The sequence below is a fragment of the Vibrio pomeroyi genome (assembly GCA_041879425.1).
Classification (GTDB): Bacteria; Pseudomonadota; Gammaproteobacteria; order Enterobacterales; family Vibrionaceae; genus Vibrio; species Vibrio pomeroyi_A.
Window position 1 is genome coordinate 3,473,977 of record CP090854.1, and the last position, 15,054, is coordinate 3,489,030.

The following is a 15,054-nucleotide window of genomic DNA, read 5'->3' on the forward strand; positions in this document are numbered from 1 at the left end:
CCGCCCAAATCACATAGAACCACTATGCTCATAGGGATAAGCTCACTTGTCGCCTAGCTGCAACTCCAACTATTTCGGCAATAAGTTTTAATATATTTAAACGCAACATTGAGGGCGTGAAGCTATCGCTTCTAAGCGCTCAATGTCTTGTTGGTATTCAGTTTTCAAACAGTTCGATGCGATAAGGTCATCAATTAACTTTAGCATCCAACCCGGTAAATCTTGTGACAGGCGGTAAAACACCCACTGCCCTTGGCGAACGTCAGTCAAAATGCCGTTTGAGCGTAACTGCGCAAGGTGGCGAGAAACCTTTGGCTGACTTTCTTGTAATGCCTGAGTCAACTCACCAACAGAAAGGCACTCTTGGCGCACAATCAACATTAAGCAACGCACTCGCGTTTCATCAGACAGTAATTTAAAAAATTGGTGAGGAAGCATAACTACATACTCATATATGGATATGCGTATATATTAGTTATAAAAAAACGCACGTCAAGGCGTGCGTTTCAATTGTCATAAAAGTTTAACGAAAGGAAATCAGAGCTGATTAGTCACGGTATGGCTCCAACGTCGAGCTTCGGTGAGCTCCGTTCTTACCTGCTCCACACTTAATCCTAAATCGGCACAGTGTTCATCAATCTGCTGCCAATCAGCGTGTTCAAAGCTCTCTTCAAGGGCGAGTAAAGTGCCATAAGGCCCTTCTCTGCGCAGCAAAGCGACCTTAATACTTTTACACAACGGTAATTGCTCTACGAGGTTCTCTAACGACAGGTCGAGCAGAGCATCAAGCAAGGAGAACAAACCGATCATAAAGGCTTGCTCCGTGTGCCCTTCAAATGCCTGATAACGAGACATGCGCTGACAAAATTGCGCTCGCTGTAAAGACAAGCCATACAACTCTTTCGGCTTTTTATCAGAGACATAAGACGCCACCGCCAAAGAGACAAACATTTTCAGCTTCTCTTGCCCCAAGTAAACCAAGGCCTGACGAAATGACGAGATGGTTACCTCAAGACGAGGCGACATAGTATTCACAAAGCGCAGTAGCTTATAGGACAAAGCGACATCTTTGGCGACGATACTCTCGACACGTTGAAAGTCGACATCCGGCTTACACACTTCTTGGAACAGCTCCATGGCAATCACTTGTTCAGGGCTAATGTATTTGGTCTTGATGATTTCCGGCTTGCTAAAGAAGTAGCCTTGAAAGAACTTAAAGCCCGCCTCTTTCGCTTGCTGAAATTCTTGTTCCGTTTCGACTCGTTCAGCAAGAAAGCTAAATTTCTTCCCTTGATGCGCCCTAACCAAATCACACGCCTCGTCTAAGCCCATCTGCATGATATCGAGCTTAACAATATGCGTATATCTGAGGAAACGTTCCCATTCTGGTGTCGAAGTAAAGTCATCTAGGGCGATCATGTAGCCCGCTTGGTAGAGCTCTTTAACGGCTTCTAATAACTCGTCGGTCGGTTGGCAGGTTTCAAGGATCTCAACCACCACCTTGTCTTTCGGCAAGCTCAAAGGCAGACGACGAATCAGGCTTTGATACGGAAAGTTAATAAAGCAGCGTGAAGATGGGATCGAAGGGTTAAGCCCAACCGACAAGAAGTTCTCAACAATCAGGCGATACGTTGCTCTGTTAGACTCAATATGCGCTGGATAAGCATTCCTTTCTCCGTCACGAAACAACAGCTCATAACCAAGCGTGTTCTTGTTACGATTTAAGATAGGTTGTCGAGCAACGTACGTAGCGGTCATTTATTGATAACTCTAATTGGTTTAACTATAACTCTATTGCTTTCACTAAGCTTTGGCGGCAGCCAGCAACGCGCCGCAGCCCATGAACATACCACCAAATATCTTATTTATCTTACCCATTATACGATCTGAGCGGATAAAGCGTCCCATTTGTGAAGCTAATGACGTGTAACCCAACATAACAACGCTATCAATGAATACGGTTGTCACGCCCAGCACTAACAGTTGCGGTGCTTGCGGTTGTGTCGGGTCGATAAACTGAGGAAACAGAGCCACCAAAAACACGATAGATTTTGGATTGGTAAGGTTGATAAGCACAGCATTTCTCAGCAGTTTGCCACTCGATAGCGTTGAGCTCTCTTCAGAGGCCACTAAGCTAGAGTTGTCACGCCACTTTTGGATACCCAACCAAAGTAGATACACCACGCCCACCCATTTGATGATGGTGAACGCCAATGCAGATTGAGCGACCAATGCACCAATACCCGCTCCCACCAGCATGATGTGAAATGCAAGGCCAAGCTGTAAGCCTGCGATCGACGCGAGTGACTTCTTAGTGCCATAGCTTAGGCCATTACTGATTGAGTTAACGGTACCTGAGCCCGGAGCCAAACTAAACAAAATCGCCGTGACGACATAAGCAAGCCAAACATGAGTATCCATTTGCATTTCCTTACTAGTTCTTTAATCTAACAACATTAGTAGCGATAAAGCTCTCACATGCACCAGTTCAGGTAATTTCCCATGGAAAACCACAGCGCCGCCCCGTTTTCGTACACGCAAGAACCTCAGTTCGAGCAAGCGATTAAACACCCGATCCCCACTCTTTGGCAACAACGAAAAGATGGGTATGTAACATCATCCGGTAAAAAGAAGCTGTACTGGTGTAGCCTAACCTCACCGACTCATACCAAAGCCATCGTTATTTCAAATGGCCGTATCGAGTGCTGCCTAAAATACCAAGAACTCTTTTATGATTTCTATCAACAAGGCTATGACGTTTATTCATTTGACCACCAAGGTCAAGGCCAGTCGGAACGTATGGTAACAGACTCTGACATTGGTCACATTCATGAGTTCGATGATTATGCATCAGACATGTCTGACATCATTGCCAATTTTGACTTAAGTAAATATACCGAGCGTTATCTTCTTGCACATTCAATGGGCAGTACCATCGCGACTCGCTATCTACAGACTCATCCGGCTCACCCGTTTGATAAGGTAACCCTGTGTGCGCCGATGTTTGGCATCAACACGGAATGGTATCTAAAACCTATCGCGATGGTTGTTGGACAAGTGCTTACCGCGTATCACGCCAAACCAACTTATGCGCCAGGCCAACAAGCGTATTACTCAAAGCCTTTCGAAAACAACTTACTGAGCCACAGCAAGGTCCGTTATCAGTGGTTCCGCCGTTTGTATGACGAGTCACCCTCTTTGCAAGTAGGCGGACCAAGTACGCGCTGGGTGTGGCAAGGGTTAATGGCAGCCAAGCAAGCCATCCAGCAAACTCGTCAGATCAAAATCCCACTGCTTTTGATTCAGGCTGGAGAAGAGAAGATTGTCAGTAACGATGCTCAAGTGAAGTTCATCAACAAGCTCAAGAAAACCAACTCCGATTGCCAGTTTAAGGTCATCGAAGGGTCTAGACATGAAGTGTTGTTTGAGAAGGATGAGTATCGCAATCCAACATTGGATGCCATTACTCAGTTTTTTGCTTAGCGCTAGCGTGACAACAAAAAAAGTAACGACAAAAGAGAGAGGCGCTAAAGAGGAAGAGAAGTAAGTGAGCTTTGCCCTCTTTTCTTGCGTGAATTTGGCATACAATTTCTAGATAGAGATATTGTATTTCAAAGGGCGCTAGCATTAGCTGGTGTCGATATTGGTTAAGCATTTTGCAATGAGGGTTAAATGACTATTCCTGCACTTAAAGATTCCGTGAAAATCGTTGCCTCTGATTTAGATGGTACGCTTCTGGCTCCCAACCATCAGTTAAGCGATTTTACCAAGCTGACACTCAAGAAGTTACACGACCAAGGTTACACCTTTATCTTCGCGACGGGTCGCCACCATGTCGATGTTGCGGGTATTCGTGAGATAGCTGGGATTCCGGCCTACATGATCACTTCAAACGGTGCGCGCGTACACGACCAAAATGATCAGCTAATGTATAGCCAGAACGTGCCTCAGGATTTAGTTCAGCCTGTTATTGATGTGGTTCGCCAAGATCCAAACATCTTCATTCACATGTACCAAAATGAAGATTGGTTACTGGATCGTGAAGATGAAATGCTGGCTAAATTCCACAGTGAATCTGGCTTTAGCTACAAGCGCTTTGAAGCTGACAACGCGCCGAGTGATGGCATTGCGAAAGTCTTCTTCACACACCCAGAGCAAGACCATGAATACCTAGTGACGTTTGAACAAAAGCTAAGAGATACGTTTGGCGACAAACTGAACATCGCTTTCTCTACGCCTTGGTGTCTAGAAGTGATGGCAGCAGAAGTATCGAAAGGCCACGCCTTAGACGCGGTTGCGAAGTCACTGAACCTGACTCTTGATAACTGCATTGCCTTTGGTGATGGTATGAATGATGCTGAGATGCTAGCAATGGCGGGTAAAGGCCTGATCATGGGCACATCACACGAGAAAGTGATGAAAGCTCTGCCAGACAATGAAGTGATTGGCAGCAACGCAGACGACGCCGTTGCTCACTACTTAGAAAAACACCTACTCTAAGCAGTCCCAATAAAACATAAAGGCAGCCAATGGCTGCCTTTTTTGAACCTTACGCCAAAAGCTTCCTCTAAGGTTAGCGAGAACCGAGTACTTCTTTGCTTAAGATGGCCTGCCACTCCTGTTCAGTCACAGGCATGATGGACAAGCGATTACCGCGTTTCACCAACGGCATTTCTGATAGTTCTGGCATGGCTTTCAATGTTGCTAAGGGAATCAAACGCTCAGTCACTCGTACAAACTCGACATCCACCATAATCCAACGTGGGTTGTCAGGTGAAGACTTAGGATCGTAGTAATCACTCTCAGGATCGAATTGAAAATGATCTGGGTAGGCTTCTCTGGTTACTTTTGCGATCCCCGCTACACCAACTTTTTTACATGATGAGTGGTATATCATCACCAAGTCTCCAAGCTTGACGTCATCACGCATCATGTTTCGAGCCTGATAGTTGCGTACACCCTCCCAACAAGAGGTTTTTTGTACTCTAAGAGTCTGAATAGAAAAGGTGTCGGGTTCTGTTTTAAATAACCAATATGCCATAATAAATCCAATTAACGGTTGCTCCGAGGAAGATATAACATGAAGGTAATGAAAAACCCAGTGACATGGCTAGTCGCATTCGCGCTACAAGGTTGTGTAACGGCGCCAGATACGCCGCAACAACCTGAAGTTCCACCAGCAACCTTAGATGAGCCCCTAAGCATTCAACCGCAAACCTTCATCATGCGTGGTCAGGTTGTGGTTGGCCATGAAAGCCGAACCTTCACCCCTTGTGGTAGCCAGCAACAATACTGGTTAGACTTATCTCCTGAGCTAGCACTCGAGGCTCAAGGCTTAGCAACCAGACCTTATCAAGCCTTGTATGGTGAGCTCATCGGTCACCTAACGGTACCAAGCCAAACTGGATACAATGCCGACTTCACCGCGCGCTTCGTGGTTGACCAATTGAATATCCTCACTGCAGAGAACCCTGATCGTTGTGACCAACCCTTGCGTTCTACTCGTGTGTTCGGTAATGAACCCTTCTGGTCAGCGACCTTTGATAAAGACCAACTGAAATACACCAAGATGGGTGAAGAGCCTCAGCGCCTCAATATCGAATCCAGCCGCACTACTCCAAGCACTCGTGATTACCAACTAGAAGGTCAATCAACGCAAGGCGAACTCAACCTGATCAAAGAAAGCTGTAGCGACGGCATGAGCGACTCTATCTATGGCTGGGAAGCGAAACTCAACCTTAATGACAGCAAGTACAACGGCTGTGCAACAGTATCTAACCAAGATCCTACGCTGGACTGGAGCGGACTCTACTTCGCAAGCTCAACACAAAACTCTGGATTCTCTATCAACCTAGAGCTCAACGATGACCACAGCGCGATCACGACTTACTCGTACAGCAACGGTGACCCTTCGATTGTTGAACAAGGCTTCTGGCAGCAACTCAACCAAAATCAGGTTCAAGTTGTGATGACTCGCCACCAGCAGCAATACCTGATCTCAGAGCGTATCTTCACACTCGATAACGGTAAGCTGGTCGCTGAGAAAGAGAAAGTGGGCAACGTTGTCTATCCGATTGCCAATGGCGGTCTAGTGCTATTTGAGGCCAAGAGTAAACAGGCGCAAGTGAACACAACCACGGCCGTAGATCTAACTGCAAAGCAGGTTAACTCGAGTGATCAACTTGATCCAAAAGTCGACCAAGCGATCCGCGAGTATTTTAAGATCAACAACAGCTCACCAGACGATACCAAGTACCGCTGGCTGACCTACGATCTTAACGGTGATGGCAAAGAAGAGCTGTTTGCTCAACTCGACTGGTGTGGCTCTGGTGGCTGTACACTGCTTATCTTTGAAAACCACCAAGACAACTGGCGCTTCAATAGTCGAGTGACATTGGTTAAGGGCGATATACGCTTAGGTAAGTCGCAAAATCATGGCTGGCAGGATCTTATCTTCAATGTCAGTGGCGGCGGAGCAACACCTGCGAAACATGTACTGTCTTACACTGGTGTTAGCTACCCACTCAACCCAAGTGTCGCACCGGTTGCAAATGACGCTGACATCAGCGACGTAGTTCTGTTTGCTGATGGTATCTCACCAGCACAAAGCGGAGTTAAGCTGTAAACATGAGTAATCAACAAGCTTGCAGTGGTTGTGGCTTCACTCATCAATGTATTTGTCATCGAATACCGAGTACTGGCAGCCAAACCCATGTTGTGTTGCTCACTCACGATAATGAATTGTTACGCGACACCAATACAGGAAAGCTGCTTCAACAATCGCTTGAACAATGCGAGTCGTTCGTGTGGCAACGAAAAATGCCACCAGCCGAGTTGATGACATTACTTGAAGATGACACGCGACAGCCTTTTCTGTTGTTCCCAAGTGATGAAAGTATGGAATGTCAGCAAGCAGTATTGAACAAAGCTAATGACCGAGAACCGTTATTCATTATCTTGGATGGCACATGGCAAGAAGCGAAGAAGATGCTCAACAAGAGCCCGTGGTTACAATCTATTCCGCAGGTTCATCTCGATATTACCAGTGAGTCTTCGTATACCTTGCGCCGTAACCAAGACAGTGGTCACCTGTGCACGTGCGAGGTGGGTGTCGAACTACTCAAAGCATTAGGTGAAGAGGAACCCGCGAGATTGATTAACGATTACTATCAGCACTATCTCAAGGTATTCCAAGCCGACAAGAGTGGTCACGCGCTAAAATAGCGAAGTACTGATGCTTAAGATAAATTGCGATAACAAAAAGGGTGAGCCATAAGCTCACCCTTTTTATATCTAAATTTAATCCATTGAACAGGCTAGTGTTTCACGTGAAACGATCAGCACATAACCCATCCCATCAAAATAGGCGTTTGGGTTCTCCAAAATAATAGCCTTGCAGGTAATCAACACCCATATCCTCTGCGATTCGACATATTTTCTCGTTATGAACAAACTCCGCCACCGTCTTAGCATTCAGAATCTGACATAGACTCACCAACTGCTGAGCTATCTTTCGCTGCTTCTTATCTTGGTCGATATTTCGAATCAGGCTGCCATCTAGCTTGATCACTTGTGGCTCTAACTTCAATATCTCATCAATGTTCGAATAACCTGAGCCAAAATCATCCACAATAATATTCACGCCAAGGTCACGGAAATGGTTACACACCTCAATCAAGCGACCGTAGTCTTGAATTTGCTCCGTTTCCAATACCTCTAAACCGATGCGTTGTGGGTGACTGATTTTCTTGATCGCTTGCTCAAGATGAAGAATGGTTTTCTCATTGTTGAAATCTTGTGGCGCCAAGTTGATTGAGAACGAATCGGTTCGCTGACTCATAAAATCAAAGGTACGCGTTATCATCTGGCGGCTTAAGCGAGTATAGAGGTGAGTCCCTTCAATGATGGGTAAGAACTTACCCGGAGCAATCAACTGACCGTCTTCTTCGATTCGAACCAAGCATTCATAGCTCTCTACCTGATGACTGTGTGCCGAGACTATTGGCTGAGAACACGCGACAATGTTTTGATTGAGCACTGCACGACTGACACACGACAACCAACCCAATTGTTCTTGGCGATGTTTTTCTAGTTGAATTAGCGCCTTGGCACTCACTAAATGTTTGTTCTGACTGACAGCACTGCGACGCGCTTCAATCGCCTTCAACAATAAGTCATCTATCGAGGTATCAGGGAAATCTCGACGACTCGCAACACCTGCACAGATAGACACCGACAGGTAATCAATATCGGGTAAACCAGTAGGCTCGAAGTTCACATGCTCGGTTTGATCGGCAAATTCAGAGAAACGTTGATGGATATGTTCTTGCCTTGCCCAGCTATCAAACACCACCGCCCACTCGCCAATACCGATGCTATAAAGCTGGCACCCTTTATCAAAGAATTGCCACAGTGCTTTTTGAAAGTACTCACTCAAATCATGCAGCAGCTTGTCACCGACGCGATAGCCATACTTCTCATTGATCTGACCAAATGTCGTCACCTTCAAAGCCAACAAGTGACTATCCCCACTCATCTTCGACAGCTTCTCCCGCAATACACTTCGATTGGGTAAACCTGTACGGCGATCAATTCGGTAGCTTGCTGTTAATGCAGTGGCTTGTTGTTGAATCTTGCTGGCCATGCTGTTGTTCATGTCATCGACATCGAGCAAAGCATTACGAATTAGTGAAAACAGAGGAGAGATATTGGTCGCGGGTTGTGTTTCTAATGGTTGCACAGCTTTGCCTTCACCCTCCCTGAGTGCAAGATACGTCAAGCTATGGTGCAAAATTCGTTGTTGGTCACTCTCTTGAAAGAGCTCTCCCATGCAGTACACGCCATAGGTGTCGGCCAGTTTCTGGAAAACCTCCACCTCTTGGTTGCCATCAATAAAATCGATGCGAGAAGTACAGTTATAAATGAAGAACTGCTCTGGCTTATGGGAAGCTATTTGTTGAACGCCAAGTCGAATTTGTTCCAAGGTCAGCGAAGGATGGTCATAACAGAATCTAACCTCTTCACCTACTTGGAACTGACCGCTGAATTCTATGTCTCCACACTCCAGTACCTTGAGAGGCAAATGAATGTTCTGCGCTTTGGGGTCACCCACCATTAAGGGAAAGTTATGCAGTTGCTCAAAAGGCACTTCAAGACCATCGGCCAAGTAACGGTTATAGAGATCGCGAACCGGCATACCATCCAATTCCGCTAATCGGTTACCTCGAGCCCCTGTGACTCGAAAGGTTCGTCCAATTGGATTCCACTCAGTGTAATACCCTTTGGTAATGGCCAGTTCAACGCTGTGTAGCGCCACCATTACATAAGCATTTTCATAGCAGATACCATCAAGCATCACCCACCGGCCATTATCTGTGATGGTCGATGCGCCGCCACAGATAGGTAATGAATATCTCGATTGCTCAAATGCGGCAAACAGTGCTCGGTCATTTATCTGCAAGCGATCAGCAAAGCAGATGACGCTTTGAGTACCCTCATGACATTCAAGCTGCTGCCACATCGCTTGGCTATCAGCTTGTGGGTCTTCGCTGTATTCGACAACGCCACAGGTGTAAGACGTCGCCTCAAAGCGAGTGACAATGAGGTACAGACCTTGATGGAGAATGACACCTTGGCTGATGTAGTGGTTAGCACTACAACCAATCAGTTTGGCATTAGGAAAAGTCGATTGAATCACTTGGCAGGCAGCCAAAACCGCACCTTTCTCGAAAGACGAAAACACCTGAATCAGTAGCTTTTCATGTTGATGAAAATCTATCTTTTCCAATTCACGTTGGGTTTGTTCTATGTCTTGTATCAGGAGAGAGGTCGACTGCATATTCACATTAATCGTTGCGTTAATGATTTGTTATTGTGCTTATTATAGATAAGGCTTGCACGGAATATTTACGATCGTCTTACGAATAATGTGAGGTTAGTTAGACATCACTCATTCAACAAAAAACCAGTCATTAATGGCGTCTGAGCGCTTTTGTATCCAGTAGTTCTAGAATAGTGAAAGCTTTAACAACTAAAACAGTCGCTTAGGCTCACCAAAGTAATAACCTTGCAGGTAATCGACACCCATCTGCTCTGCTATCTCACAAACCTGTTGGTTATGGACAAACTCAGCAACCGTTTTGGCATTGAACACTTGGCACAAGCGCACCAGCTGAGAGGCGATATTTCTTTGCTTTTGGTCTTTGTCGATGTTGCGAATCAAACTGCCGTCGAGCTTAATGATCTGAGGCTCTAGCTTAATAATTTCATCAATATTGGAATAGCCAGAGCCGAAGTCATCCACAATGATTCTTGCACCTAACGAACGGAAGTGGTCACACACCTCAATCATGCGGCCATAATCTCGAATCTGTTCAGACTCAAGCACCTCTAGACCCAGTCGAGTGGGATCGTTCATCCCACTAATTGCAGTCTCAAGAACCTCGAGCGTTTTGTCGCTCAGTAAATCTTGTGGTGATAGGTTGATGGAAAACGAGCTCTGCTTGTCCGCCATATAACCTATAGTGTTCTTAATCATGTGTCGGCTAAGACGAGTGTAGAGGTGCGTGTCGGCAATCATAGGTAGGAACTTACCTGGCGGCACTATCGTCCCGTCTGACTCCATGATTCTGACCAAGCACTCTTGTCCAATCATTTCATGGGTGCCTGATGCCACGATAGGTTGTGAGTAAGTGATGATATTCTGATCTAAGATCGCGCGGCTTACACAGCTCAACCAACCGAGTTGCTCTTTCCGGTCTTCTTCACTCACCTGAATGTCTTTGGCATTGGTGATGTGGGTGTTATTTCGCACCCCATAGCGTCGAGCTTCAATCGCTTTCAATAAGATCTCATCACCGCTGTCGGTTAAGAAATCACAGCGACTGGCAAAACCACCGCACAATGAAACCGACAGATAATCAATATCAGTTAAGCCATAAGGCTCAAAGTTAATGTGTTCGATGTCATCCGCAAACTCAACGAAACGCTCTTTTATCTTAGAGCTATCAACACTTGCGTTAAAGATGATCGCCCACTCACCAACACCAATACTGAACAGCTCTACCTTGACCTTAGGCTCTTTAACCACACGAAGCTGTAATCGCTCGATAAAGTGATTAGACAGATCGAGTAGCAGTTGATCCCCCACTTGATAACCATATTTCTCGTTAACCTGATGGAAGTTAGTTAGCTTTAAGGTCAGCAGATGTTCACTGAACAGAATCGTATTAAGGCGCTCTTTCAATACGATTCGATTCGGTAACCCAGTACGGGAATCAATACGGTAGCTCTCGGTTAAACGGCGAGCTTGTTGATGGAGTTTCTTTTCCATTTGAGTATTCATGCTATCGAGATCGGCCACTGCATTTCTTACGAGATTGAGCAGCGGTGATACCGTTGAATCACACTTAAAATCTTCGCAACGAAATTCATTAATCTCGTCCGACTCTCTCATCGCAATATAGGTGAGACTGTGGTGCAAGATCTCTTGGCGATCTTCATTGCGGTATAGCTCACCCATGCAGTAAGCACCGCACGTGTTCACAATCCCTTCAAATGGTTTCAGCTCGACCTTACTGTCGATAAACTCAAGGCGAGAGACACAGTTATAAATGATCACAGATTCAGGCTGATGCATGGCAAGCATCTCCGCTCCGTGACGCACTTTTTCCGCGGTCAAAGAAGGATGGTTATAGCAAAACTGCGCCTCTTCTCCGACTTGCCAAGGGCTATCAAACTCAATACTGCCGTCATCGTTGATACGAAGAGGTGTCGAGATACCCTTCTTTCGGCCAAGTTCTCGATACAGCGGGAAGCTCATCAGCTGGCTGAAAGGGAGATCTTTGCCATCAGCGAGGTAATGTTTGAACACCTCAATCGCAGGCTTGTCGTTTAGCGCATACAGGCGATTCCCCACCGCGTGAGTCACGCGCAGCTTCATCCCAATTGGATTCCACTCAGAGTACGCATCTGACCACACCTTCAACCTTGGGTTAGCCAAAGCCACCGCAACACAAGCATGTTGGTAAGTTTGCTCGTTATGCATAACCCAACGGCCAAACTCGTTCTCATGACACAGTCCACCAGCCACCGGTAACGCATAAGGCAAGTTTTCGAAGGCACTATAGATAGGATAATCACGACCTTCTACCTGATCACACAGACTGATAACCGTTTTGGTGTCTTTGGTTAGGCCTAGCTGAGAAGCAAGCGCTTGGCTGTCTTGATTTGGGTTGCCCGTAAAAGGCTGAACCGCTGAGGTTAAATGAGTTTCGTTGAACTCACTGATAATGACTAATGTGCATGCACTCTCAAGACAGTTATTACAGATAACATGACGAGCACTCTGCCCGATTAACATCGCGCTGTTTAAACGATTGAGGGCAACATTCGCGATTCGACGAGCTATATCAGAGGATTGAGCGGAGAAAATTTGAATAAGGTACTGTTTGCTGTCACACCACTCTCGCAGATCAAATTGAGATTTAAATAACTCCTCAGTATTTGCGAGAAATGTAAATGTTTGCATGCCAACCCTTGTTCAAAATCGAGTGAAGTGAGAACCCGCAACCACTGCTATGACTGAATGAATCGATAAAAAGTAGTCGCCAATTATCCTAGCCTAAACAGGCTTTTATTGGCGACTAATGTAACAATTCACTATCATAAATGCGACACAATAAGCTTACAGTAGCCATTAAATTAGTCGCATAAGATCGCTGAGTTGCTCTATTTCAACATCAGGAAGCACACTCGCCTTCGAAGAGAGGTATAAATTGGAACCAGTGTCATTAAACCAGCATGCTTGGAAGCCGTTTTTCTTGGCTCCGTAGACATCAGTTCGCAGGTGATCACCCACATGAAGAATATTATTCGCATCAAAACCTAGGTATTGCTGCGCTTTATCAAACATATCTGGGTAGGGTTTGGCTCTGCCATCAGGGCCAGCTTTAAGGATTAATTGGAAGTACTGTCCTAAGCCAATTTTATGCGGGTCTACATTGCCATTGGTAATCGCAACCAAAGGAATGCGTTGGCTAAGCTCTGCCATCACTCGATGTGTTTCTTGAGGAACGTCGACTTGATTACGCAGCCATAAAGCATGCTCGATACCTTCACGAGCCGCCTGTTCAGCTTGCTGCTGTGAATAACCCAATTGCAGTAAACCGACCTTTATCTGAGTCTCACGCCACACGGTGACATCGTGCTTTAACATTGGATTTTCAGTGGCGACCTGCTGCTTAATGCCCTGCCACTCTTCGAGTGATAAAGAAGCCGACACAGGGTGCTTTTGATAAAGCCACTGCGCCATCTCTTTTTCAACTTTCATGATCACAGGCCAGTTGTCGTACAAGGTGTCATCCAAGTCAAAGGTCATAGCTTTGATGGGCTTTAAGCCTCGATAAATTCGCATAGTAAAACCTTTAATCTAATCTTTGTTCTTCTTACGAGCTCTCGGATGAGCCTGATCATAAGCTTGCGCTAAGTGCTGGAAATCCAAGTGGGTATACACTTGTGTGGTCGAGATGTTTTCGTGCCCTAATAACTCTTGAACAGCACGAAGGTTTTGGCTCGACTCAAGTACATGCGTAGCAAACGAGTGACGTAGTTTGTGCGGGCTAATATGGCTCGCCACAGCCTGCTTCTTACCCCACTCTTCCATACGCTTTTGCACACTACGATGAGAGATGCGTGTCCCCAGTTTAGAAACAAACAGTGCAGTTTCGCCCGGCGAAGCCAATTCTCCGCGGACCTTGAGCCATTTATCGACCCACTCTTTGGCTAAACCAGAAAACGGCGCCTTGCGTTCTTTGTCGCCCTTACCAATCACTCGGATCTCGCCTTGACGCCCCAACACATCTTTAAGGTTGATACCGACCAGTTCTGCCAGTCGCAAACCAGCGCCGTACATCACTTCCATCATCGCTCGGTCACGAATCGACAGTGGATCGTCCTCATTCACATCAAGCAGTTGACCGACTTCATCGACATCGAGGTTTTTAGGCAGAGGGCGTTGTTTTCGAGGTGCCGAGACCCCTTTCGCAGGGTTGGCAGTCATTTCGCCACGCAACACAAGGAAATCAAAAAAACTGCGTAGTGAAGACAAACGCGTTGCAATGCTGCTCGCTTTCATCCCCTCACGCATGCCTTTACTGGCAAGCTGTCTTACCCACGCAGCATCAACTTGACCCCAATCTTTTAGTCCAAGAGTGACTAAATGAGCGGCCATAGTTTCAAGTTGTTGTCGGTAATTACGTTGGGTGTGTAGGCTGAGTCCCTTCTCGCTTCTGAGATATTCATAGAAGCGAGAAAGTGGCTTTTGAAGGCTGTTAGGAAGAGGTATTTTGGGCTCTAGGCTCATTATTTATCTGCCAAGGTAAGGTGTCCGCCAAGTGAGCAACAACAAGCGCCAAATGACGTAAAAAGAGCGTATCCATATGAGGTTGGAAATGTCCGCCATCTTCACTAGAGAAAGCGAGCAACCCCAATGGAGACTGCTTAGCAAGTGGAAGTACTACATAAGAGCCTAGCTCTGGAACCTGAAAATCACCAAACAAATCGTGTCTGTCGGCTTTTCTCAGGCGTCCTAGATAAGCATCTTTGCCATTAAAATGGTTAAGCGAAAACTTCGAATAACCCTCGGCACTCAGTTGATAAAAACCCGATTGAGAAAGAATTCGAACATGCGCTTTAAGCCCAAGGTCTAATGCTTTCTGTTCAACGGCCTTAATCACCTGCATGAAGTCGCTGCATTTCAGCACTTGAGCTTGCAGATCCATAAACTCATAAAAGGTTTTATCGTTATTCGCCGCCAGCGACATCAAGCCAGTGATCTCTTCTTCGAGATCTTCGATTCGATGACGTTGGCGTTTAAGTTGAATCTCAACCAGAGAAACAGCACCCTGCTCAACGTTATTAATAGCAAGGCGATCAACCAAATCTTTTCTGTCTTGGAAAAAATCTGGGTTATCACGTAAATATTCCGCGACCACTTCTGCGGTGAGTGCGTCGGCTTCAACGTAAGACAAAACCTATCCTTTATGTTTTATGAAT

The 15,054-nt window shown here is 45.9% G+C and carries 13 protein-coding genes; 4 read left to right on the forward strand and 9 right to left on the reverse strand.

Features of this window, described 5'->3' with window-relative positions; translation table 11 throughout:
* Positions 1–96: 96 nt before the first annotated feature.
* From L0992_15445 to rhtB, 3 genes are all read right to left on the reverse strand, one after another.
* Complete coding sequence (locus tag L0992_15445; protein ID XGB67052.1) at positions 97–438, reverse strand: metalloregulator ArsR/SmtB family transcription factor; 342 nt, start codon at positions 436–438, stop codon at positions 97–99.
* A gap of 99 nt (positions 439–537) precedes the next feature.
* Positions 538–1,758, reverse strand: a complete 1,221-nt coding sequence (locus L0992_15450) for an EAL domain-containing protein (protein ID XGB67053.1) — start codon at positions 1,756–1,758, stop codon at positions 538–540.
* A gap of 45 nt (positions 1,759–1,803) precedes the next feature.
* On the reverse strand, positions 1,804–2,421 hold the full coding sequence (gene rhtB / locus L0992_15455) for a homoserine/homoserine lactone efflux protein (protein ID XGB67054.1): 618 nt from the start codon (positions 2,419–2,421) through the stop codon (positions 1,804–1,806).
* A gap of 81 nt (positions 2,422–2,502) precedes the next feature.
* Here rhtB and L0992_15460 point away from each other — a divergent pair, with 81 nt between their 5' ends.
* Together L0992_15460 and L0992_15465 are read left to right on the forward strand one after the other, a co-directional pair.
* The gene (locus tag L0992_15460; protein ID XGB67055.1) at positions 2,503–3,483 is read left to right on the forward strand and encodes an alpha/beta fold hydrolase; all 981 of its coding nucleotides are present in this window, start codon (positions 2,503–2,505) and stop codon (positions 3,481–3,483) included.
* A gap of 189 nt (positions 3,484–3,672) precedes the next feature.
* Positions 3,673–4,500, forward strand: a complete 828-nt coding sequence (locus L0992_15465; GenBank protein ID XGB67056.1) for a Cof-type HAD-IIB family hydrolase — start codon at positions 3,673–3,675, stop codon at positions 4,498–4,500.
* A gap of 73 nt (positions 4,501–4,573) precedes the next feature.
* Here L0992_15465 and L0992_15470 read toward each other — a convergent pair whose 3' ends face one another.
* Positions 4,574–5,041, reverse strand: coding sequence for an EVE domain-containing protein (locus L0992_15470; GenBank protein XGB67057.1), 468 nt, complete (start codon positions 5,039–5,041; stop codon positions 4,574–4,576).
* 39 nt (positions 5,042–5,080) lie between these two features.
* On the opposite strand from L0992_15470, the gene L0992_15475 reads away from it, so the two are divergent.
* A complete protein-coding gene (locus L0992_15475; protein ID XGB67058.1) occupies positions 5,081–6,625 on the forward strand; it encodes a hypothetical protein in 1,545 nt (514 codons plus the stop codon).
* A 2-nt stretch (positions 6,626–6,627) separates the two neighbouring features.
* On the forward strand, positions 6,628–7,224 hold the full coding sequence (locus tag L0992_15480) for a DTW domain-containing protein (protein ID XGB67059.1): 597 nt from the start codon (positions 6,628–6,630) through the stop codon (positions 7,222–7,224).
* A 133-nt stretch (positions 7,225–7,357) separates the two neighbouring features.
* Here L0992_15480 and L0992_15485 read toward each other — a convergent pair whose 3' ends face one another.
* From L0992_15485 to L0992_15505, 5 genes are all read right to left on the reverse strand, one after another.
* Positions 7,358–9,838, reverse strand: coding sequence for an EAL domain-containing protein (locus L0992_15485; protein XGB67060.1), 2,481 nt, complete (start codon positions 9,836–9,838; stop codon positions 7,358–7,360).
* Positions 9,839–10,030: 192 nt separating this feature from the next.
* Complete coding sequence (locus tag L0992_15490) at positions 10,031–12,529, reverse strand: EAL domain-containing protein (GenBank protein ID XGB67061.1); 2,499 nt, start codon at positions 12,527–12,529, stop codon at positions 10,031–10,033.
* A 168-nt stretch (positions 12,530–12,697) separates the two neighbouring features.
* Positions 12,698–13,414 (reverse strand): 5-amino-6-(5-phospho-D-ribitylamino)uracil phosphatase YigB, encoded by a 717-nt coding sequence (gene yigB / locus L0992_15495; GenBank protein ID XGB67062.1) that lies wholly within the window; start codon positions 13,412–13,414, stop codon positions 12,698–12,700.
* A 15-nt stretch (positions 13,415–13,429) separates the two neighbouring features.
* Complete coding sequence (xerC, locus tag L0992_15500; protein ID XGB67063.1) at positions 13,430–14,362, reverse strand: tyrosine recombinase XerC; 933 nt, start codon at positions 14,360–14,362, stop codon at positions 13,430–13,432.
* Positions 14,331–15,029, reverse strand: coding sequence for a DUF484 family protein (locus L0992_15505; GenBank protein XGB67064.1), 699 nt, complete (start codon positions 15,027–15,029; stop codon positions 14,331–14,333). Before L0992_15505 ends, xerC begins: the two co-directional genes overlap by 32 nt.
* Positions 15,030–15,054: the final 25 nt, after the last annotated feature.

Bases quoted from the DNA above. Each gene is read 5' to 3' on its own strand.
- L0992_15445 (XGB67052.1), bottom strand. From the start codon at position 438: ATGCTTCCTCACCAATTTTTTAAATTACTGTCTGATGAAACGCGAGTG.
- L0992_15450 (XGB67053.1), bottom strand. From the start codon at position 1,758: ATGACCGCTACGTACGTTGCTCGACAACCTATCTTAAATCGTAACAAG.
- rhtB (XGB67054.1), bottom strand. From the start codon at position 2,421: ATGGATACTCATGTTTGGCTTGCTTATGTCGTCACGGCGATTTTGTTT.
- L0992_15460 (XGB67055.1), top strand. From the start codon at position 2,503: ATGGAAAACCACAGCGCCGCCCCGTTTTCGTACACGCAAGAACCTCAG.
- L0992_15465 (XGB67056.1), top strand. From the start codon at position 3,673: ATGACTATTCCTGCACTTAAAGATTCCGTGAAAATCGTTGCCTCTGAT.
- L0992_15470 (XGB67057.1), bottom strand. From the start codon at position 5,041: ATGGCATATTGGTTATTTAAAACAGAACCCGACACCTTTTCTATTCAG.
- L0992_15475 (XGB67058.1), top strand. From the start codon at position 5,081: ATGAAGGTAATGAAAAACCCAGTGACATGGCTAGTCGCATTCGCGCTA.
- L0992_15480 (XGB67059.1), top strand. From the start codon at position 6,628: ATGAGTAATCAACAAGCTTGCAGTGGTTGTGGCTTCACTCATCAATGT.
- L0992_15485 (XGB67060.1), bottom strand. From the start codon at position 9,838: ATGCAGTCGACCTCTCTCCTGATACAAGACATAGAACAAACCCAACGT.
- L0992_15490 (XGB67061.1), bottom strand. From the start codon at position 12,529: ATGCAAACATTTACATTTCTCGCAAATACTGAGGAGTTATTTAAATCT.
- yigB (XGB67062.1), bottom strand. From the start codon at position 13,414: ATGCGAATTTATCGAGGCTTAAAGCCCATCAAAGCTATGACCTTTGAC.
- xerC (XGB67063.1), bottom strand. From the start codon at position 14,362: ATGAGCCTAGAGCCCAAAATACCTCTTCCTAACAGCCTTCAAAAGCCA.